Source organism: Bradyrhizobium roseum (assembly GCF_030413175.1).
In the GTDB taxonomy this organism is placed as follows: Bacteria; Pseudomonadota; Alphaproteobacteria; order Rhizobiales; family Xanthobacteraceae; genus Bradyrhizobium; species Bradyrhizobium roseum.
The window spans coordinates 2,225,916-2,246,923 of the sequence record NZ_CP129212.1; the positions used below are offsets into that span (position 1 = coordinate 2,225,916).

A 21,008-nucleotide genomic window follows, 5' to 3' on the forward strand; every position below is an offset into this window, starting at 1 on the left:
CGGATCACACCGTTTCGCTGTGCGGCTTCTCGTCGCTGTAGTAGCCGTAGCTGCGATCCGAATAGCCCTCGAAGCGCCGCATGACAGCTTCGTCCGCCTTGTTGAGAACGGCGCCGAGCAGACGCTCCGACACGATCGACGAGGTGCCGATGGCCTTGACCACTTCGTCGGTGGAAGTTGCGCCCCATTCGACGACCAGCAGGAACGCCTCGAACAGGTGCGCGGTGGCCTTGACGTCCACGACCGGCAGGATGGGCGGCAGGTCGATCAGGACATAGTCATAAGAGCTCTTCGCCGACTTCAACAGCGCCTTCATCGCCGGCGAACTCAGGATATCCGAGCTGTTGGACGGCTTGATGCGCGTTGCCGACGGCAGGAAATCGAACTTGTGTTTCGAGTCGGTGATGACCAGGTCGTCAAACGGCGTCTGATTGGCCACCACGTCGAGCAGGCCCGGCGCATCCGCGTAGCCGAGCATCTTGCTCAAGGACGGATTTCGCAGGTCGGCGTCGATCAGCAGCGTACGATTGCCGCTCCGTGCCAGGAAATCGGCGAGGCTTGCGGCAACCGTCGTCTTTCCTTCGCCGGGAAGCGCCGAGATCATGCCGACGATCTTGCCGCCCTTGGGATGCAGATCGACGGCCACCTTCAGGTAGCGCAACGCTTCGGCGGTCGCAGAGAAGGGGGGCGCTCCCGAAATCTGCCGGAACGCGGCAGCGCTGGCTATGGATGCGCCCTTTCCGAGCTGCGGCCGCTTCTTGGAAAGCGCCGGGAAGACGGCCAGGCAGCTGGTCCCAAGCAGCTCTTCCAGCTGCGCACGGGTGTGAATCTGCCGGCTCATCCGTTCACGGGCGATCGCCAGCGCAATACCCAGGCTCAGACCGCAGAGCGTAGACAGCGCCAGGGTGAAGCTCTTCTTGGGCGAACTCGCCCCGGAGGGCGCCGAGGCGTAGGTGACGACGCGCGCCTCGGTGGACGGGAACGACTGCTGCTGGACCGACTGGGTGAACCGCGACAGGAACGTTTCATAGATGTTGCGGTAGGTGTTCGATGCCGTTTCGAGTTCGCGCAACCGCACCTGCGACTGCCGCGTCGAACCGGACTGCTGGAACACTTCGTTCATGCGCCGTTCGATCGCTTCTTCCTGCGCCTTCGCAATCTGGACCTCGCTCTTGTAGCTTTCGGCGATGCGGGTGATTTCGTCCCAGATCGCGCGCTGCAGGGCGGCCATTTCGGCTCGGAGATTTCGGGCGGCCTGGTGATCCGCCCCGTAACGGGCGCGCCACTCCGACTCCTTGTTCTGGTCCTCGAGGAATTGCTGGCGAAGTTTTGTGATGACCGGATTGCTCAGCGCGTCGGTAACGACCGGGTCGGGGATGTTGAGGCTTTCCTTGCTGGGATCCGGCCGCAAGGCGAGCACGTGGGTAATACGATCCAGCTTGGCCTTGGCCTGGCTGGTTTCCGCCCGCGCCTTGGCCAACGCTATGCCGAGCTGATCCAGTTCCACTTCACTGGCCAGTTTGCCGTCGACGCCGATGATGATGCCGTTCTGCGATTTGAAGTCCTGCACTTCCTTGAAGGCGTCGCTGGCCTGTTTGCGCAGTTCGCCGATCCGCTGCTCGAGCCAGATGCTGGCGCGGCGGGTGGCTTCGAACTTCGCCTCCAACTGATCCTCGATATAGGCATCGGCGAAGGCGTTGGCGATTCTCGCGGCCTTCTGGGGGTCGAGGGAGGTGTAGGAAATCTGCTCGATGTAGCTGCGCCCGAGGCGGGTGACCCTCAGGTTGGCCCTGAGCTGGGCAATCACACCGCGCAAGATTTCCTCGCTCGAAGGCTCAGGGGTCGGAGCGGCTGACCAGATCAACGAAAAGATGCGCTGTTTGAGGCTCTCGCCGGAGCCGACGAATTCGGGATCTGAAACCAGCTGCAGCCGCTTGGCGACGACGCCCGCGACCTTTTCCGACTTGGTCGTTTCGATTTCACTTTCGACCGACGCATCCTCGACGATGCGGTTCTCCGTCGCGAGCTCCGACTGCGAGAAGCTCACCCGCTTGGTATCGATGATCATGTCGGTCTGGGCGGTATACTTGCGCGGCGTGAGCGCGAGGTAGGCTATTCCCATGATGACGGCCAGAGCCGTGACCAGCGCGACCAGCCGCCATTGCCGGGTTACAAAATCGCGAATCTGCAGGAGCGAAAGCCCCGCGGCATGGGGCGGGGCAATCGAGGCGGCATAACGCGGAAATTGGCCAGACACGTTCATCGGTGGTCCTTGAACTCGATCCGCGATACTTAACGTGTCGGACTGACCGGATCAGCCGCAGTCGTGGTGCCGGCGTCAGGTGTATCCGCCGTGATGATGATGGTGCCCGACGTGATCTGGACCACGGCCGACCTGCCGCCACCGCCCGGATTGAATGTCCTGCTCGCGGCCCTGTTCGGATTGACGATGACGACGCTGCCCGCGTTGCCGGTGGCCGTATTCGCCGCCGCGATGGTGGCCGACGTCGACATGTCGCCCGCCACTGCGGCAAAAGAAGACTGGAACTGGCTGTTCTCGAAGCTCGCCACGGCCTGCTGGATCTGCAGCGCGGCCTGTTGGTCGATGGTGCTGCACGCGACGGCGGCCTGAGCGAGGCCGGCGGCAATCGCCGTACGGAAGCGGGGTGTCGTGCCCTGAGCCAGATTGACCAGGTCGGGCGCTAGGTCCGCAGACGTTCCTGCGAGTTCGCGCACGCGGGCCTCGATCGCGCGGGTATCGGAGTTCGGCGCGACAAGCGCACCCGGATTTGCCTTGAATTCCGCAATCGACTCGGGCGTGGCCGGCGGAGCAACGCAGGGCGCGGCCCATGCAAAGCTGACGCAAGACGCCAGGACAATCTGCGAGAACAGGACCTTCGCTACACAACCATGACGCATTTTACACCCCAGCCTGAACAGCCATTAATATTCTAGAGAAATCCATCTCTTAGGGTATCGCATGGCCGTAATAGGTTCAACTGAACAGGATTGGTAAGGTTGACGGTTAAGTCCTTGTCCGAGTGATAACCTAAGTCAATCGATTGAAAATGCTTGGATTTACGGTCGAGCATTAAATATCTGTCGAATTTGTCGTTATCTTCTCGGCGAATGCGACCGGATGGCACAGGTTCTAAGGCAGGTCATGTCTATATGTGCTTGGTAACTTTCCCATTTATCCTCACGAAGGTGCGTTAGGAATGCGAGCCTCCCTGGAGGGCGCCGAACAACTGATGGTACAGGGGCGTCGTCCTTTGCTACCGGCCGGAGTGCGGATCTACGCGTTCGGGGACGTCCACGGGCGGCTCGACCTGCTCGATGAACTGCTGGGCAAGGTCGACGCCGATCTGGCCGGCCATCCCGTGGCCAGGGCCATTTTCGTGTTTCTTGGCGACTACATCGACCGCGGCAATCATTCGCGCGAGACGATCGATCGATTGATCGAACGCCACGAGATGGGCGAGCATGTTTTCCTGAAAGGAAACCATGAGCAGATCGCGCTCAAATGTTTGAGCGATCCCGGCCTGTTCGATCGATGGCTGCGTCTCGGCGGGACCGAAACGCTGGCCTCCTATGGGATCGAAGTGGGCAGCAAGATCAGAATCGCCGAATTACAGGCCGCTTTTCACAGGGCGTTGCCGCAAACCCACATCAAGTTCTTCCGCGCCCTGCGGCCGTCATTTGAATGTGGAGATTTTTTCTTCGCCCATGCCGGCGTAAAGCCGCGCGTCGCGCTGGCGCGCCAGGCGGAAAAGGACCTGCTTTGGATTCGCGAGGCATTTCTGACGTCGAACGCGGATTTCGGCAAGACGATCATCCATGGTCATACGCCCGGTTACGAAATCGAGGTTAGGCCAAACCGCATCAATATCGACACAGGCGCCTATGCAACGGGCAGATTGACGTGCCTCGTGATGGAAGGCTCGTCACTGTCTTTCATCGATACGCTGCCGTCCTGATCCGATCGGAAGCCCACATCGCCTCAGCCGGAATCCTTCGGGCGAAAGCAGGAAACGGTCCTCGCGGAATTCCTGGCAGGACCGTGCCGCTTGTTCCTGTCGCCTGTTTTACGCCGGCGTTTCCATTAGCGTTAACAAACTAAAGGTATCGAACGCGTGCGGCATCTATTCTATTTCTCGGTGGCTCACCACAACGGCGACGTGGCGACCCACAGCGCATTGATTCGACACGCATTACATTTTTCAAATGGGGCAGATTCCTGAAGATCGCCTACCTCGTTCACGATCTTTCGGACCCTGCCGTTCACCGACGCGTCAGGATGCTGAAGGCTGGCGGCGCGCAGGTCAAAATTGCCGGGTTTACCCGGGTTGCCGTGCCGCCGACGCACATTGAAGGATGCGAGGCCGCAAGCCTCGGCCGGACCAAGGACGGGCATCTGCTGGCGCGGGTAGGGTCGGTCGCGATGGCGGCGGCGCGGCTGAAGCGGCTGGGAGACGTCCTGGATGGCTGTCAGGTGGTGCTGGCGAGAAATCTCGAAATGCTGTTGTTGGCGAGCATGGCGCGGAAGCGATATGCCGCGAATGCCGCGCTGGTGTTCGAATGTCTCGACATTCATCGTCTGCTGTTGCGCGACAACTTGCCGGGCCGTCTTTTGCGCGCGATGGAAAGCAGCCTCGTCAACGGCGTTGATCTGATCGTGACGAGTTCGCCTCGCTTCGTCTCCGAATATTTCAAGCCGCGCAATCTGGCCGCGCCAATCAGGATCATCGAGAACAAGGTTCTGCTTCCGGATTTCGGCAACGTCGATCCCGAGCGGTCCGCGCGCCGAAACGGCCCGCCCTGGAAAATCGGCTGGTTCGGAATGCTGAGGTGCCAGCGAAGCTTTGACATCCTGGCCTCGGTGGCCCGCCAGTGCGGCGGCAACCTGGAAGTCGTGATCGCCGGTCGTCCTTCCCCGAACGAGTTTCCCGACTTCGAGGGGCTCGTGGCCCGCGCGCCCCACGTCACCTTTGCCGGGCCGTATCGTTTCGACGAGTTGCCTGCACTCTATCACCGTGTGCATTTTTGCTGGGCCGTCGACTATTTCGAAAAAGGTTTGAACTCGTCGTGGCTGCTGCCCAACCGGATCTACGAGAGCGCGTTTTTTGGCGCCGTGCCGATTGCGGCTGAAGGCGTCGAAACCGCACGCTGGCTGGCGGACAAGCATATCGGCCTCACCTTGAACGGCGATCCCGAAGCGGCGCTCCGCGCCATTGTCACGTCCATGACCAGTGAATATCATCAACAATTGTCCGACGCGCTGAAGAGTATCCCGACGGCAGAACTGGCTGACACGGCGAGCAGTTGTCGTCAGTTGATCGAAGATCTCGCGAAGCTCAACATCTCCAGCCGACAGAGACCGTGACACATGCCGATCGCTTCTGAGGAACTCGCGAGCTTGCCGTCGTCTGCCGTCGTCGTCATTCCTTGTCTGAACGAGGAAGATTACATTCAAGGCGTGTTGGATCATTTCGCGGGGGAGCCCGAGCATATTGTTCGAAAGATCGTGGTTGCGGATGGCGGAAGCGCCGATCGAACGATTGAAATTGTCGAGGCGTGTTCCCGGCGCGATGGCCGGATCGTTCTCCTCAACAATGTCAGGCGGATTCAGAGCAGCGGGATCAACAGGGCTGTCGAGCAGTATGGCGATCTGGCTCCGTTCATCATCCGGGTCGATGCGCATGCCGATTATCCCGCAGGCTTTTGTGGAACATTGCTCGCTGCCCAGCAGATGACTGGCGCCGACTCGGTCGTTGTCAGCATGACCGCCAGGGGCGTGTCGTGTTTCCAGAAGGCCGCGGCCGCGGCGCAGAATTCCAGGCTGGGCAACGGAGGCTCGGCGCACCGCAGGTCCGCGGAAGGGCGGTTTGTGGATCATGGCCATCACGCCCTGATGAAGGTGAATGCCTTTCGCTCCGTTGGAGGGTACGACGAAGCCTTCTCGCATAACGAGGATGCCGAGCTCGACTTCCGGCTGACCGCGGCCGGATATCGCATCTATCTGTGTCCTGGCGCCGACATCGGCTATTACCCGAGGACGAGCCTTGCCGCTCTGTTTCGCCAATATCGAAATTTTGGCAGGGGGCGGGCCATGACCATTCTGAAGCACCGGATGAAACCCAAGCTGCGGCAGGCGATTCCCGTGATGGTCGGCCCGGCCGTTGCGCTTTCGGCTATGGGTTTTGTCGCACCGGTGCTTGCGATCCCCGCCGGGCTGTGGGCTGCCGCCAGTTTGTTCTATGGCGTGCTTCTGGGCTTCAGCAACAAGGATGGGTGTGAATGCGGCTCAGGGGTGGCCGCAATGGCCATGCATCTCGGGTTTTCGGTCGGGTTTATTTCCCACCTCGTCACTCGAAAAACTGCCGGCGCTCCTTCGGCACGACGCAGCGCGCACGCTGACATAGGCTGAAATGGACGCGGCATGGCCGAGGTGAAAAGCGGCGGAGAGGCGATCGTCGAAGTCAGCGTGATTATCGCAAATCACAACGGCGAGAAGTTCATCGCCGATGCTGTTCGCTCCGCATGCCGTCAAACGCTTCGCAACATCGAGATCATCGTTTCGGACGACGCGTCGACGGACACCAGCGTCAAAATCGTTGAAGGCCTGATGGCCGAGGATTGCCGCATTCGTCTCGTCAGGTCGGATGTCAACGGCGGGCCGGCGGCGGCGCGCAATCGGGCGCTCGATATTGCTCGAGGTGAGTGGATCAGCATCCTCGACGGCGACGACCTGATGCACCCGGGACGGCTTCAATCGATCATCGATCAAGCCAGCAAGAGTGGAGCGGACATCGCAGCCGACGACCTGCTTCTGTTCGACGCCGGCCGGCAGGCATCTCCGCAGACGTTGTTCTCGGGGCGGTGGGCCAAAAGCCCGCAATGGGTCTCACCCGAAGAATATGTGCGGACCAACAATCCATACGGCACGGGACCGGCACTGGGTTATCTCAAACCGGTAATCCGAAGCTCGGTCATCGCGCAGCACAAGCTCCGCTATGACGAGCGGCTGACCATCGCGGAAGACTACGACTTCATTTTTCGCTTGCTGATGGCCGGAGCGAAATTTCTCACGCTGCCGCAGATCGGCTATTTCTATCGCAGGCACAGCGGATCGGTATCGCACCGCCTGAGTTCCGACGCCCTGCAGCGGATCGCGGACGCCGAAGCGGGCTGGGAAAAGCGATGGCCGCAAGCCTCGTTGCAGGGCGCGCTTCGCGCCCGGGAGCGCTCCATCCGGCGGGCGATCACGTTCGACAGGCTGGTCTTGCAGATCAAGGCCGGGCAGATGGCGGCCGCGGTGCGGACCGCAATGGCCGATCCCGCGGCCGCATTGCTGCTCCATATGCCGGCCTGGCAGTTCATCAAGAGGCTGGGTCGAACGCGCGACAAAACGACGAGCGAAGGCCGCCGCCAAATCTGCATCCTCACCCGTCAACGCATCGTTGGGCGGACCAACGGAAGCTCCCGCTACCTGCTGGATATCGCCGCCTATCTGGCAGAGCAGGGGGCCGGCGTGCACCTCGTTGTTCCCTCACCAATCACCATGGGCCGATTGCCGTTCCTGAAGCTTTCCGATGACATGGCGTTCTTCAGCTCAATCAGGTTTCGCGGCACGGTTCGTGTCGGCCGCTACATCGTCGCCTGCGATCCCCGGATCGGGGTGAAAAGCGCGCTGGGGGTCGTGGATCGGCTGTTGTATCGCAAAGGCGTGACGGCGCGCCTCATGTTCAGCCCGGCGCCCTACGCGATTTCACAGCCGCTAACCCGGAAAGACCAGCTGTTCATCGCGCAGGCCGCACCGTCCGTCGGCGACGTGCTGATCGCGGACTATTGCTTCCTGACCGACGCGTTTCCTTACGCCCTGAGGCCGGACGCGCGGCGACTGGTGATCATGCATGATCTGTTTTCGAGCCGCTCGTCCCAGTTCGACAGCCTGAATGCATCCGACTCGGTTGCATCGATTTTGCTGGCCGAGGAAGTGCAGATGCTGGCCGCAGCCGATACCATCGTGGCCATCCAGCGCGATGAGGCGGAGGTGCTCCGGGGAAAATTGCCTGGGCATGAAATCTTGGTCGCCCCGATCGCAGCGCTGCCGGTGAAGCAGCCCCAGCCCGGCGGCGCCGATACGGTGCTATTCGTCGGCAGCTCGGCAGCGCCAAATGTTGACGGCATAAAATGGTTCATCGACGCCTGCTGGCCGTCCATCCGCCAGCAGCGGCCCGACGCAGCGCTCAATATTGCCGGCAGTGTTTGCAGCGGGCTGGCGCGGGTGCCTGACGGGGTGAGGCTGCTGAACGTCGTGGACGATCTGGACGATCTCTATGCGGAGGCCGCGGTCGTCATTTCGCCGCTGCGGGCCGGATCGGGCCTGAAGATCAAATTGATCGAAGCCCTGTCAAAGGGAAAGGCGGTCGTTGCGACGACGACGACGTTGCAAGGCGTCGCTGATATCATGAACGGTTGCGCGGCGATCAGTGACAACGCGCCTGACTTCGCCGCTGACGTCGTCAAGTTGCTGGCGGATGACAAGTTGCGGTCGGAACTGGGTGCCAGAGGACTTTCAGTCATTTCAAGACATTTTGCGCCGGACAGCGCCTACGGCGGCATTTCAGCCGCCGCCGGACAAATCGCCGGTCCAGGGATTGAGTTCCATGCTTCGCGGGTATGAAGTGCGCCGGCATGGTTTCAGTCTGGTGCGGGAGTAAATTGATGCGAAAGGCGATCCGGGCGCTCGCGCTCTTGGCGGTGGTCACGGCATTTTCACAGATGCCGGTTTGTTATGATGCCCGCGCTGAACAAATGGCGATCGAGACGCTCTCCAGCGCGCAGAAGGATTTCGTCTTCGAGGTGCGCAAGGGGCAGAGCAGCAGGCTCCTCAAGGGTTTTGACGCGCGTGCCGGCCAGAAAATCCGTCTCGTCGGATTTGGCGCGCTCAGCCTCGATCAACTTCGGGCCGAACTCAAGATCGAGGCTGGAGGTGCATTGCTGGATATCGGCAATGGGCAGCAACTTACGATCGCCGGAGCCAACGCGGATGTTGTTTCCGCGATCCAGATCCAGCTCGACCGGTCGCAATATTCGCAGACCTTCGCCGATGATTTCGATGCGCTCAGCCTGGACCTCGAAGACGGGCAGTCGAAGGGCGTGTGGCGAACCAATTTTGGCTACGGCGGCGTTCACAGCCGAACGTTGCCCAATAACGGCGAACTGCAGGTCTACAGCGATCGCCAGTTTGCCGGAACAGGCACGAAGAGCCTGAATATCGATCCGTTCAGGCTCGCGGACGGCAAGCTCGAAATCGTCGCGGAGCCGCTGAAAGAGGATTTGCGCCAGTTTACCTGGGGCCGCTCCTATACCTCAGGCCTGCTGACCACCAAGGCCTCGTTTTCGCAGAGGTACGGGTTGTTCGAGATCAGGGCAAAGATGCCCAAGGGCAAAGGCCTCTGGCCCGCGTTCTGGCTGTTGCCGGAGAACCGCGCCTGGCCGCCGGAAATCGACGTCCTGGAGGTTCTCGGCGACAATACGAAGAAGCTCTATGTCGCCTGGCATAGCAATGTGGGCGACAAGCACACCGGTGAGGCAAAGCCGATCGACGTCCCCGATATGTCGGAGGATTTCCATACCTATTCCGTGGTGTGGGAGAAGGATACGCTTTTATGGTACTTCGACGACGTGCAGGTCGCGAGTAAATCCACTCCTGAAGACTTTCATCTGCCGATGTACATGCTGATCAACCTCGCGGTGGGAGGCAACTGGCCCGGCTCGCCGGACAAGACGACGCCATTTCCAGCCAAGTACACCATCGATTGGGTCCGGGCCTATGCACGAAAAGACGCCAAGTAAAGCCTGCGTGGATGTGCTGATCGCGGTCTGGAACGACGCACGCACGATCGAAAGGGCGGTGCGTTCGGCGTTATCCGACACCCTCGTCAACCATGTCATCGTGATCGACGATGGCTCGACGGACGACACGGCCTCGGTCGTCGGTTCGATGCAGGATCAGGCTGGAGGCCGGCTGATCTTTCGCCGGTTGGAGCAGAATGGCGGGCCGGCCGTGGCGCGCAACCGCGGGCTGGATTCGTCGACGGCACCCTGGGTCGCCATCCTCGATGGCGACGACTATTTTCTGCCCAACCGGATGCAGGCGCTGCTGGATGCTTCGGAAGGGGCCGATTTCGTTGCCGACGATCAGGTTCAGATCAAGGAAGACGGCGGCGACACCGAATTCCTGATCGGGCACAGCGCCACGATGACCGTCGACCTGGCGACGTTCGTGACCGAAAATCTCAGTAAGGGGCCACGGCCGCGCAAGGAGTACGGCTTCCTCAAGCCGATCATGCGCAGGTCATTCCTGGACTCGCACCAGTTGCGCTATGACGAACGTCTGCGCCTGGGAGAAGACTTTGCGCTCTATACCAGGGCGCTGGCCGCGGGCGCGGTTTTCAGGGTTATTCCCGAGCGGACCTATGCGTCGATCGTTCGGTCCGGCTCGATCAGCGGTCATCACTCGAAGGCGGACTTGGAGCGCCTGCGCGAGAGCAGCAGGTCCTTGGGGGAGTTGCCGCGCCTCACTGAGCGGGAGAAGGCGCTGCTTCGGATGCACTATGAAGCCATCGATGCCCGCATCCAGTGGCTCAATGTCATCGACGCGGTGAAATGCCGGAGCATCGCGGACTTCCTGCCGCCGTTCTTCGTCAGATGGACGACGTCGGTCTATCTCGCAGCCCGGCTCTGGGAGCAGGTCGTTCTGCGCAGCAGGAAATCGCTGGGGCTCGCCGGCAGTCAGCCGCATTGACGGCGTTTCCCCGGCGTGCTGCTCGCTCAACGTGCTTGAGGGAAGGATTCTGCCTGAGCCAAAGGGCCGGATCGTGCGCGATCGGCGTAGTAATATGCCGATATGAAAATGAGCGATGTCAGGTTGAACTGGTTGAACAGTTCGACCTCACCGATGGTTCGCAGCAGGATCAGCGTGACGAACCCGACGAAGTAGCAGCTCTCCGGTCCGGGGTCGCGAAGCGCCCATCTCCAGACGTTAAAAACCACGATGATCACCGTCATGGCGGCGATGAATATTCCGATCAGTCCCAGTTGGACGCCGACTTCCAGCCAGAGATCGTGAAAATGAAATCCGGCGTGACCATGGATGAAGAACATTTCCCAGAAGCGTATCGCTTCCGGGTTGCCTGCCACCCAGAACGCCTGAAGTCCGACGCCGCCCCAGGGGTAATCTGAAATGATACCGGCGGCGCGCGACCAAAGCACCGTGCGTCCGGTGAGGCTGCTATCCTTGCCGATCGACGACAGGAACGTGTCGAACAAATGGTCGATCGACAGGAACGCGATGCCCAGCGTGACCAGCGCGGCAACGATGCCGAGCCAGAGCAGAACTACGCGCGCCTGGGCTTGCAGCCCGCGCGACAGGAAGACCGCAATGGAGCCGCCAACTGCCATAAAGCCGGTCAGCAGGGCTCCCTCCGAGCGCGCCGAAAGCAGCATGTAGGGGGCGCTCAGCAGGGCCGCGAGCGCAATGGCTCTGGCGTATTTCGGCTGGTTGCGGTCGAGCAGCACCCATACGCTGGACAGCATCGCCATCGCCAGTTGAAGCCCGAGACTGTTCTTGGCGCCGAAGATGCCGGGTATGAACAAGCTCGCAACGATCGAGGAAAGTTGCGCGTACATCAGCCCGGCGATGAACGTCCGGGCAGGGAGTCCCTGCGCGAACATGATCGCGGCGAGTACGGTGATCCCGATCTGAGGCGCCGCGCGCGCCGATACCATCGGCTCCAGCGACCACAGGACGGAGAGTGCCCCGAACACCACCATCGCCCAGGGAACGAAATTCCAGGTGATCGCCGCAACGACGCGGCGCGGGAAGAGGGCGCAGTGAGCCAGAACGGTTCCCAGGAAGATAATCGCGGGTATCGTGGGTACGGATTGAATGAACGCAAGCGACACGGCGCAGCCGAGCCACAACAACCACGTGGCGTTGTGCCCCCAGCTGGCTTCGTGCGGGCTTGAGTCGATGGTCGCAGAGATCATGGTCCGAGGATCTCGGTCATTGTCATAGCGAACGGTTTCGGCGCTTGGCGGTTCATTTCCAGATGCTCAGTGGATGACGGATCGCAGGTCCGTGCGTCCGGATCAAGTATTCGACCGGTCTCTTTGGCCGAGAAGCCGCCGATTCTCCATTCCTCATCAGCGACCGTCAAGAGAGGAAAGCCACCGGTGCCGCTTCCATCACCGCTTGCGCCAGACCAAAAGACCGGACATCGCATAGTTCCACACCACGCCCATCAGCGCGCCGGCGGCGCCAGCCACCCACCAGGTCGGCTCGTGGTCGTAGACCGCGAACGCGACGCCCACATTGGCAAGCAGGCCGACGCTGCACACGAAGTAAAAGGCCAAAAGTCCGCGGAGAACCGCAAAACCTTTCAGCCGCTGATCGCGATAGGTGAGAAAATTGTTCAGGATGAAGTTCGTGGTCATGGCGACGAACGCGCCGCAGGCTTGCGCTTCCGCAAAGGGCAGGTTCAACAGTTTGAGCGTGACAAACAGCGTGGCGAGGTGAACGGCAAGGCCGGTCGAACCGACCAGGGCGAACAGGAGGAAGCGCAGCGATACCGCGTCATTGGTCAGCTTCGCCAGCACCAGCCCGAGGAAATCGAGCGCCACCATGGAATCGAGCTTGCTCTCGCCATGCAGGCGCGAGCCGAAGCGGTAGGGTATTTCCACGGTACGAAGCACGCCGCGGGCGGTGGCGATGATATCGAGCAGGATCTTGAAACCTTGGGTCGAGAGCTGGGGCGCCAGCTCTTCGAAGCGGTCGCGGCGCATCATGAAGAAGCCGCTCATCGGATCGGAGACGCTGACCTGCAGCAGGCGCCTGGCGATCCCGGTTGCAAGCAGGCTGAAGCCGGCGCGCTGCTTGTCGAAACTATCCGCGCTGCCGCCCTCGACATAGCGGCTGCCGACGGCAAGTTCGGCCTGTCCGTCTCTCAGCGCGGCGAGCATCTTCGGCAGTTGCGTCTCGTCATGCTGCAGGTCCGCATCCATCACGGCCACGAAGGGTGAGCTCGATGCCAGGATGCCTTCGATGCAGGCCCCTGACAGCCCGCGGCGGCCGATCCGCCTGATGCCGCGGACCCGCGCATCCCTTGCGGCGAGATCGCGCACGACGTCAGAGGTGCCATCCGGCGAATTGTCGTCGACGAATATGACTTCCCAATCAATGCCGGTCAGCGCGTGCCCGAGCTTGTCGAACAGTTTGGTGACGTTCACGCGTTCGTTGAACGTGGGCACGATGACCGAAAGCAAAGGGATGTACGGCGCGGCTTCGGTGCGCGCCTTGAAATCAATCTGGGGAGCTGAAATGCTGTATTCGTTCATTGAATCGAGAATATTCGAGAGCGGCACGGCGGGCCAGCCTCGTCCAATTTCAGAGTTAAATGTCAACTCGCGTTAATGCTGGCGCGAGCGATCGCAAGCAGTCGTTAACCCTCATATCGGGGAAGAGTGATGAAGCGGGCCTGCGTCACGGCTTGCCGGCGTGCTTCGCTTCCAGGATGGCAGTCGTTCCGAAGCCATTGCGTCAATGAGGGCGAGCGGTTGCGGGGTATCTTCTGTTTCACCTCGTCCATCCCGATCGGGGCGCCCCGTTCCTGGAGATCAGCCTGCGAAGCGCGAATTTGCCGCGCAGCGATCGGGCTTTTTTGCTGGTCAACACGCTCGGGAACGTTAGGCTTAATATGAGGCGGTTGACGGGACGACGAAGTATTTAGGCGCTTTTCTGGCTAAGACATAATTCACTTATCATCGGGGTCGATTGCGACGATCATGCTCCGTCGCCGGCCAGGATGTGACGGTTGGTTAAAGGAACAATGGGAATTGCAGATCGGCTCAGGCCGCGTGAACGGCTCGCCAAGGCGCGGATGTACTGCGAGAGGCAGTTGATTGCATCGTTCGGTGCCCATCACGCGAAGCCGAACGGCCGCCTGCTTTGCTATCACTCGGTCGGACAGCCGGATCTCGGCGTCAACGATTGCTCGCCGGCGCGGTTTCGTCGGCATATCGAACTCGCTAAGCAGCTTGGATTTCGATTCGTGCCTGCGTCCCGGATTGCGGGCGGGGAGGGAACGTCCCGCGATCTTGCTGTTACTTTCGACGACGGCTGGAAGAGCGTCCTCACCGTGGCCGCGCCGATTCTTGCAGAGCACGACATTCCGTCCACCTTGTTCGTTGCAACCGGCCTGATCGAGAGTTCTTCAGAATGGCATCGGCCACGCATGCTAGACTGGGAAGAGCTCGCCCGGCTTCCGGCAATGGGTATCGAGATTGGCAGCCATTCCATCACGCATCCGGACTTCGGGAAAATCGACACGCCCAAGGCGGTCGAGGAGTTGAACGGGTCGCGCGAGGTGCTGAAATCGCGGCTCGGGATTAACCCTGATTGCTTCGCCATTCCGCTCGGGCAGTCGAGGAACTGGACCGCCGACGCTCACGCCGCCGCCGGCGAAGCCGGCTACAAATACGTATACGCCCAGGCGGAAAATACCCGGCCGCCCGGTACCATCGCGCGGACGTTCGTTACCTGGATGGACGACGATCGGATCTTTACCGCATTATTAAACGGGGCTTTCGATAACTGGGAGGAGTGGTATTAAGTCTCGTCATGACAGAAGCAAAGCGGGTCTCGGTGGTGGTCCCCACCCGCGACCGCCCGGAACTGCTGCGGGAAGGCCTCAAGAGCATTCGTGCTCTCGAGAATAGCGGCTTGCGCTTCGAGATCATCGTCGGAGACAACGGAACGTTGCCGGCCACGCGCGAGGCTGCGGAAGCATTCGGCGCCGTTTACCTGCATACAGCCACGTCCGGAGCCGCCGCCGCCCGCAACATTGCCATGGCCGCCGCGACGTCCGATTACATCGCCTTCCTGGACGATGACGACGTCTGGACCTCACATCATATCCATGGCCACCTTGCCGTGCTGGATGCCAGTCCGGATCTGGACATGGTGCTGGGCCAGATCGTCAACACCGATCCGCAACGTCGTCCGATCTTCGGTCCCTGGCCGGAGCATTTGCCTGCGGAGAGAAATGACCTTCTCAGGTTCATGATGAGCGGATACTTCCCGCAAATCGGCGCCACGGTGGTGCGGGCCCGGGTTCGCGAGACCGTCGGGTTTTTCAACGAGGATTTCATCGGCAGCCAGGATTGGGACTGGCAATTGAGGATCGCCCGCAAGCACGGCGTCGGATTCGTCAGGCAGCCATGCGTCCTGTTTTCCCAGCGGGAGACCGGTTCGTACGATAGCCTGCAGCTGCGACGTGCACGGTTCACCAGGCGGGTTTTCTGGAAGAACGCCCTTCCCGAATGGCGCGTGTGGGCTTCGCCCATCGCCTTTGCGAAATCGTATTTCGGCGTGACCGCTCACTATTTCTTCTACTTCTCGGAGACCGCGCTCGACCACGCCAACAAGGGCGAACGCCTGGCTGCGATCTGTGCCATCTGGCGCGCGTTCCTGCTGTTTCCGTCGCGCGCGCTGCGGAAGCTGCTCTCGGATAGCCCGTTGAGGGACGCCCTGGCCGTTACGTTGGGGCGCACGAAGGCCGGCAGGTCGTGAACAGGCACGAATCCAATCGCCGAATTCTGAACACCGATCATCTCAACCGGGATATCGGCCAGCGTGCCGCACGCGGGAGCATCATCGCGGTCGCGGCGCAGCCGATCCGGATGCTGATCCAGTTCTTCATCACCGCGGTCATGGCGCGCCTGCTCGAGCCGGACGCGTTCGGCCTCGTGGCGATGGCGGCGGCGGTGACCGGCTTCGTCGCGCTGTTCTCCGAACTGGGCCTGACGTCCGCGACGGTCCAGCGTGGCCAGATCGACCAGGACATGGTGAGCGGGCTGTTTTTCATAGGCTTTGGAATCAGCCTCGTGCTGGTGCCGATCGTCTGCGCCTTCGCGCCGATAGCGGTCTGGTTCTTCAACGATTCGCGCGTCTCCGGGCTGATCATGGTGATGTCGCTGTCGTTCCCGCTCGCAGCACTCGGCTCGCAGCACACCGCGCTGTTGCTGCGTTCGATGCGCTGGATGACGCTGCAATGGACCGGGCTCGTGGGGCATGCGGCGGGCGGGGTGGCCGGGATCCTCGTGGCGTGGAAGACGGACCTTGGCTATTGGTCGCTCGCGGTCACGGCCCTCGTCGCACAGATCGTCACGCTGGCGCTGATCTGGACGACGTGTCCGTGGCGGCCCAGCCTGGTTTCCGACTGGCGCGGTGCGCGGAGCGGTCTCCACTTCGGCGCCTATCTGGCCGGCTTCAGCGTCGTCAACTTCTTTCACCGGCAACTGGACAACATCATCGTCGGCTGGCGGTTTGGCGCCACCGAGCTCGGCTTCTACTCGCGCGGCTATCAGTTGATGCTGCTGCCGCTCAACCTTTTCAACGGGCCGCTCAGTGCGGCGATCGAGCCGTCGTTGAGCCGGTTGCAGAATGAGCCGGAGCGTTGGCGCCAGGCGTTTCTGGATGCCCTGGGGCTACTGATGTTCCTCGGCGCCGGAACGGCGGCTTGCCTGATCGCGGTCTCCGATCCCTTGATCGCCATCGTTTACGGTCCGGGCTGGGATAAAGCCGCCACCATCTTCCAATGGCTGGCGGTATCGCTGTTTGCCGGGATACCGATGAACGCTTCGGGATGGATCTATATTTCCCTCGGGAAAACCCGCCGGATGTTCATCTGGAGTCTGATCTTCGTACCCATCGTCGGTCTGGGCTTTCTGCTGGCTATTCCGTATGGCGTGGTCGGAATAGCGGCCTCCTATGCCATCACGATGAATTTGCTGCTGCTCCCTTGCTTTGCGTTCGCAACCAGGGGGAGTCCGGTGAGCTTCATCGACGCCATCAAGGTCATCCTGCCGTTGGCCGCGTGCGGCGTGGTTGCCGCCATGGCCGGCGTTTCCGTATCAGATCCCGCCCGCCACCACTTCGTGCAACTGCTGCTGGGAAGCCTGGTTTCGGGGAGCGTTTTCGTGGTGCTGGCAGGCTGCGTGATCATGAAGGCCAACGTCTATCGCGAAATCCGCAGCCGCATCGTGGTGCTGTCGCGTGGTCTCGCGGCGGAGCTGAAATCGAGATCGATCCCGCTGCTCGCGCGCCTGCGAGCAAACAGGAAGTGAACGTCATGGCTTGATGGTGCGCTTCAGCCATTCAGGCAGCAGGAGCCGAAGCGTCGGGGCCCAACCGGCAACTTCGTCCTCCCTGCGCATCCGCCGCAACTGCGCGATGCGTTGACGAAGGGGCAGGGCGCCCATGTAGATCATCTTGATCTCAGGCAGATTCGGCTCGGCGCCGACGATCTCTTGATGGATATCGTCAGGTGAGCCAAGGCCGGGCCGCTCCACGAAGTTCGGGGCAGCCGCGCGGCTCGGTCGTGCCGGAAGGCTTTTGACGCGCTCGAGCGCGGCCTCGAGGCTTGAACACCATCCCGGGGGGACGTGAAGCCGCTCGATCGCCTCACGCGTAGCTTCACCCTTCTCGGCGCGAAAAGCTTCATCGACGACCAGCCGCTCGAGCATCGCGTCGTATTCGTCGGCCGTCCTGGCGACCAGGCTCGTCCCGACAAGGCCGACGTGGTTGATGCCGAAGATCCTGGCCGCGTCCGGCAAGGTGAAGATGGTGACGGCCGGCAAGCCATATCCTGCCGCCTCCATCATCGAGGTGGACGAAACGAACGGATACGAGTCGACATAGATATCCGCAGCTTCGAAATAGCGCTTGGGATCAGGTACCTCGGACAGGCCCGTGATGCGGCCGCCGACGCGGGCCTTGGCGGCTTTCCAGTCGTCTGGCTCGCCGGAGCCGACCACGACCAGTTGCGCTTGAGGGCACTTTTCCAGCAGCTTGACGTGGCGGTCGGCGAAGCTCAGCCCGTCGATGGACCGGTACTTCGGCCTTCGCGCGACGGAAAGCAGCAGAACCGAATCCGGTTGCAGACCGAGAGCCGCCTTGGCCTCGGCGCGGGACTGCACGCGCGTCGTCGGCGCCACGATCGTCGGCAGCAGGAAATTGCGCTCGACCTCGACCCCGCGGCGGGCGATCGAGATATCGGTGGCGGCGTCGCGGAGGTTGAGGACGAGATCGGCAACGCTGGTGCCGAGCCAGAACAAATGATCGGCGTGATTGAGGAACAGCACCGGCGGCAGCCCGCTCTCGTCGGCGAACGCCAGCACCGGTATGACGTCCTCGCAGTGGATGTGCAGGATGATCACGTCATGGCCGATCCCGATCTGCCGCAGTTTTCGAACCCAGTCGAACCGGCTGCCGATGGACCGGTTGAGCTGGTAAAGCTCGCCGCCGCTGCGCTTGATCGCGTCCGTGAGATGTTCGGGGACCTCGCCGCGGTGCTGGGTGAGCACCAGCGAACTGGTTCGTTCGCTGTCCGCGTCCATCCAGCGGCTGATCATGCGCGTCAGGCCGCCGACGGAGGAGAGCTCGCTCCCGACATGGAGCACCTTCTTGAACGCGCCTGTTCTGCTCCGCTTCGCGGTCTTGTCGCCCGGGGCGATCTGGCGGCCGATCGCGTTCAGGATCGCTTCGAGGCGGGGACTGTTGAATATTCCGCAATGGGTATGCGTGGCGATCGTGGAGGCGATGGCGGCATAAAACGCCGCCATTTCCAGCTCACCTTTGGCGTAGGCGCTGGCCGCGCGGTCGACCTCGGCCTCGAACCGGGCAAAGTTCGACAAGATTCGCTCCGAGGCGGACGGCGTGATTGCCGCGCCATCGGCGTCCGGTTCAGCATTCCTCACATGGCTCGTCATCGATTATCCAGGTCACTTATCCAAGTCACTACTGGGCCGCGACCGCACCGATCTGCGCGAGAACCGCGGATTTGAGCTCCTTCACCACCGTGTCCTGCTCCTGCTCGGTCATCTGGGGATAGAGCGGGAGGATGACGCAATGATCCTGCGCGGCCTCGGAATGCTTCAGCGATGCGTGGCGGCTTCCCGCATAACAGGCTTCGCGATGCGCGCACATGATGCCGCGACGGGTGGCGATCTTGGCGTCCAGCATGGCCTGCATCACCGCGCGCTGGTCGAGGCGGTCGGGCAGCTTGACGCTGTAGCTCTGGAAATTGCTGCGTGCCCACTCCGGCTCGTACGGCGTGACGATGCCGAGATTATCCTGCAGCAGCTTGGTATAGCGCGCCGCCAGGCGCCGGCGGGCGGCGATGATCTCCGGCATCCGCTTCAGCTGCTCGCGTCCCACGGCCGCCTGGATGTCGGTCATGCGATAATTGTAGCCGACTTCGGGGTGGCTCTCGAAGATCACCTGCGGGGAGGCGTGCCGCACCGTGTCCGGAACGCTCATGCCGTGCTGCCGCAACAGCCGGAACCGGGCATCCCATTTCGGGTTGTCGGTCGTCAACATGCCGCCGTCGCCCGTGCTCATCACCTTCCGGGGATGGAAGGAGAAGCACACGATGTCGCCGATCGGCCGGCCGATCTTCTGCCATTGCCCGTTGATCGAGATCTCGCTGCCGATCGCGCAGGCGGCGTCCTCGACGACGCGAAGATCGTGCTTGCGCGCTATTTCCATCACCGAATTCATGTCGCACGGCATGCCCATCTGGTGCACGACCAGGATCGCGCGCGTGCGGGGCGTGATCGCCGCCTCGATGGCGGCGGGATCGATGTTGTAGGTCGCCGGGTCGACGTCGACGAATACAGGCACCGCATCGCAGTACCTGATGACATTCGCGGTGGCGATATAGGAATGGCTGACCGTGATCACTTCATCGTTCGGCTTGATGCCGATCGCCATCAGCGCCAGATGAAGCGCGGTGGTGCAGTTCGAAGCGGCGCAGGCATGTTTGGCGCCGACGAACTCGGCGAATTCCCGCTCGAAGGCCGCCACTTCCGGACCCTGCGTGATCCAGCCGCTGAGGATGACGCGGGCAGCCGCGTCGGCCTCCCGCTGGTCCATGACCGGTTTGATGATCGGGATCATTGGATGTTGTGCCTGTTCTCACGCCACCATGCGACCAGACGCTGCAACCCTTCCTGCAAGTCGACCGTCGCCTTGAAACCGAGCATGTCCTCGGCCTTGGCGATATCGGCAAGCCGGCGCGAAACCGGGTTGACCTTGCGTTCGGGGCCGTATTCCGGCGCCAGATTGGACCCCATCACGCGAAGCAATGCCGCGGCAAGTTCGTTGAGGCTGGTCTCGGTGCCGCTCGCGACGTTGAAGACCTCGTCGCTGATGTCGGACTGCAGCGCCAACACATTGGCGCGTGCGATGTCATCGATGTAGACGAAGTCCATCGTCGTGCTGCCGTCACCCAGGATCAGCGGCGGCTCGCCCGATGCGATCCGGTCCATCCAGCGGATCAGGACCTCGGTGTATTTGCCGTGCAGGTCCATCCGGGGGCCGTACACGTTGAAATAACGCAGCGCGACGTAGGGCAGGCCGTACATGTCGTTGAAGGAGCGCAGCAGCCCTTCCAGCATGATCTTGCTGGCGCCGTACCAGGTCCGGTTGTTGTAGGGGTGATGGTCTTCCGCCGTCGGGAACGTATCTGCCAGCCCGTAGATCGAGGCGGAGGAGGCGGTCACGACTTTCTTGACGTTGGCGGCCTGCGCGGCTTCGAGCACGTTGTAGCTGCCGACGCACATCACTTCGAGCGCTTCGCGAGGCTCGGCGGCGCAGGCGGTGATGCGCAGCGTGGCCATGTGGATGACGGCATCCATGCCCTGCGTCACCTCGTTGAGACGCTTGATGTCCCGGATGTCGCCCTCCACCAGTTCGACGCGTGGATCGCGCAGCGCCGCCTCGACGTTCGAGGTCGAACCGCGAACCAGATTGTCGAAGATGACGATCTTGGCGGGGTCGTGTTCGCGCAGCAAAAGGTCGATGGTCGTCGATCCGATCAGACCGCATCCACCGGTGACGAGTATTTTTGAGTCACGGATTTTCATGATCCGCTTGTCTC

17 protein-coding genes are annotated in these 21,008 nt (G+C 61.7%); 9 read left to right on the top strand and 8 right to left on the bottom strand.

The window, feature by feature from the left end; genetic code table 11:
• Positions 1-4 precede the first annotated feature (4 nt).
• Together QUH67_RS10500 and QUH67_RS10505 are read right to left on the bottom strand one after the other, a co-directional pair.
• Complete coding sequence (locus QUH67_RS10500) at positions 5-2,263, bottom strand: polysaccharide biosynthesis tyrosine autokinase (protein ID WP_300946602.1); 2,259 nt, start codon at positions 2,261-2,263, stop codon at positions 5-7.
• Between the two features lie 29 nt (positions 2,264-2,292).
• Positions 2,293-2,919, bottom strand: coding sequence for a hypothetical protein (locus QUH67_RS10505; RefSeq protein WP_300946603.1), 627 nt, complete (start codon positions 2,917-2,919; stop codon positions 2,293-2,295).
• 254 nt (positions 2,920-3,173) lie between these two features.
• Here QUH67_RS10505 and QUH67_RS10510 point away from each other — a divergent pair, with 254 nt between their 5' ends.
• A complete protein-coding gene (locus QUH67_RS10510) occupies positions 3,174-3,977 on the top strand; it encodes a metallophosphoesterase family protein (RefSeq protein ID WP_320416132.1) in 804 nt (267 codons plus the stop codon).
• Positions 3,978-4,162: 185 nt separating this feature from the next.
• Here the strand turns inward: QUH67_RS10510 and QUH67_RS10515 are convergent, their stop codons facing one another.
• Positions 4,163-4,594 (bottom strand): hypothetical protein, encoded by a 432-nt coding sequence (locus tag QUH67_RS10515; protein WP_300946604.1) that lies wholly within the window; start codon positions 4,592-4,594, stop codon positions 4,163-4,165.
• 36 nt (positions 4,595-4,630) lie between these two features.
• Here QUH67_RS10515 and QUH67_RS10520 point away from each other — a divergent pair, with 36 nt between their 5' ends.
• From QUH67_RS10520 to QUH67_RS10540, 5 genes are read left to right on the top strand one after another with little or no spacing between them, the layout of a single operon-like run.
• Complete coding sequence (locus QUH67_RS10520; protein WP_300946605.1) at positions 4,631-5,383, top strand: glycosyltransferase family protein; 753 nt, start codon at positions 4,631-4,633, stop codon at positions 5,381-5,383.
• A gap of 3 nt (positions 5,384-5,386) precedes the next feature.
• Complete coding sequence (locus QUH67_RS10525; RefSeq protein WP_300946606.1) at positions 5,387-6,427, top strand: glycosyltransferase family 2 protein; 1,041 nt, start codon at positions 5,387-5,389, stop codon at positions 6,425-6,427.
• A gap of 12 nt (positions 6,428-6,439) precedes the next feature.
• On the top strand, positions 6,440-8,686 hold the full coding sequence (locus QUH67_RS10530; RefSeq protein WP_300946607.1) for a glycosyltransferase: 2,247 nt from the start codon (positions 6,440-6,442) through the stop codon (positions 8,684-8,686).
• 41 nt (positions 8,687-8,727) lie between these two features.
• Positions 8,728-9,861, top strand: a complete 1,134-nt coding sequence (locus QUH67_RS10535; RefSeq protein ID WP_300946608.1) for a glycoside hydrolase family 16 protein — start codon at positions 8,728-8,730, stop codon at positions 9,859-9,861.
• Between the two features lie 13 nt (positions 9,862-9,874).
• Positions 9,875-10,813 carry a glycosyltransferase family 2 protein gene (locus QUH67_RS10540; RefSeq protein ID WP_300946609.1) on the top strand — a complete coding sequence of 313 codons (939 nt, stop codon included), beginning with the start codon at positions 9,875-9,877 and terminating at the stop codon, positions 10,811-10,813.
• A 26-nt stretch (positions 10,814-10,839) separates the two neighbouring features.
• Here the strand turns inward: QUH67_RS10540 and QUH67_RS10545 are convergent, their stop codons facing one another.
• A complete protein-coding gene (locus QUH67_RS10545) occupies positions 10,840-12,057 on the bottom strand; it encodes an O-antigen ligase family protein (protein WP_300946610.1) in 1,218 nt (405 codons plus the stop codon).
• A gap of 198 nt (positions 12,058-12,255) precedes the next feature.
• Positions 12,256-13,404, bottom strand: coding sequence for a glycosyltransferase family 2 protein (locus QUH67_RS10550; RefSeq protein WP_300946611.1), 1,149 nt, complete (start codon positions 13,402-13,404; stop codon positions 12,256-12,258).
• Between the two features lie 491 nt (positions 13,405-13,895).
• On the opposite strand from QUH67_RS10550, the gene QUH67_RS10555 reads away from it, so the two are divergent.
• Genes QUH67_RS10555 through QUH67_RS10565 form a run of 3 tightly spaced genes read left to right on the top strand, consistent with a single transcriptional unit; the run spans position 13,896 to position 17,193 of the window.
• Positions 13,896-14,678, top strand: a complete 783-nt coding sequence (locus QUH67_RS10555) for a polysaccharide deacetylase family protein (protein ID WP_300946612.1) — start codon at positions 13,896-13,898, stop codon at positions 14,676-14,678.
• A gap of 32 nt (positions 14,679-14,710) precedes the next feature.
• A complete protein-coding gene (locus QUH67_RS10560; RefSeq protein WP_300946613.1) occupies positions 14,711-15,637 on the top strand; it encodes a glycosyltransferase family 2 protein in 927 nt (308 codons plus the stop codon).
• Complete coding sequence (locus QUH67_RS10565; RefSeq protein WP_300946614.1) at positions 15,634-17,193, top strand: lipopolysaccharide biosynthesis protein; 1,560 nt, start codon at positions 15,634-15,636, stop codon at positions 17,191-17,193. The genes QUH67_RS10560 and QUH67_RS10565 overlap by 4 nt, the downstream gene beginning before the upstream one ends.
• Positions 17,194-17,196: 3 nt before the next feature.
• On the opposite strand, the gene QUH67_RS10570 is transcribed toward QUH67_RS10565, so the two are convergent.
• The 3 genes from QUH67_RS10570 to QUH67_RS10580 all read right to left on the bottom strand — a co-directional run bounded on the left by QUH67_RS10570 (position 17,197) and on the right by QUH67_RS10580 (position 20,988).
• Positions 17,197-18,762 carry a glycosyltransferase gene (locus QUH67_RS10570; RefSeq protein ID WP_300946615.1) on the bottom strand — a complete coding sequence of 522 codons (1,566 nt, stop codon included), beginning with the start codon at positions 18,760-18,762 and terminating at the stop codon, positions 17,197-17,199.
• Between the two features lie 103 nt (positions 18,763-18,865).
• Positions 18,866-20,026, bottom strand: a complete 1,161-nt coding sequence (locus QUH67_RS10575) for a DegT/DnrJ/EryC1/StrS family aminotransferase (RefSeq protein WP_300946616.1) — start codon at positions 20,024-20,026, stop codon at positions 18,866-18,868.
• Positions 20,023-20,988: an NAD-dependent epimerase/dehydratase family protein gene (locus QUH67_RS10580; RefSeq protein WP_300948002.1), complete on the bottom strand. Its 966-nt coding sequence runs from the start codon at positions 20,986-20,988 to the stop codon at positions 20,023-20,025. The genes QUH67_RS10575 and QUH67_RS10580 overlap by 4 nt, the downstream gene beginning before the upstream one ends.
• Positions 20,989-21,008 lie beyond the last annotated feature (20 nt).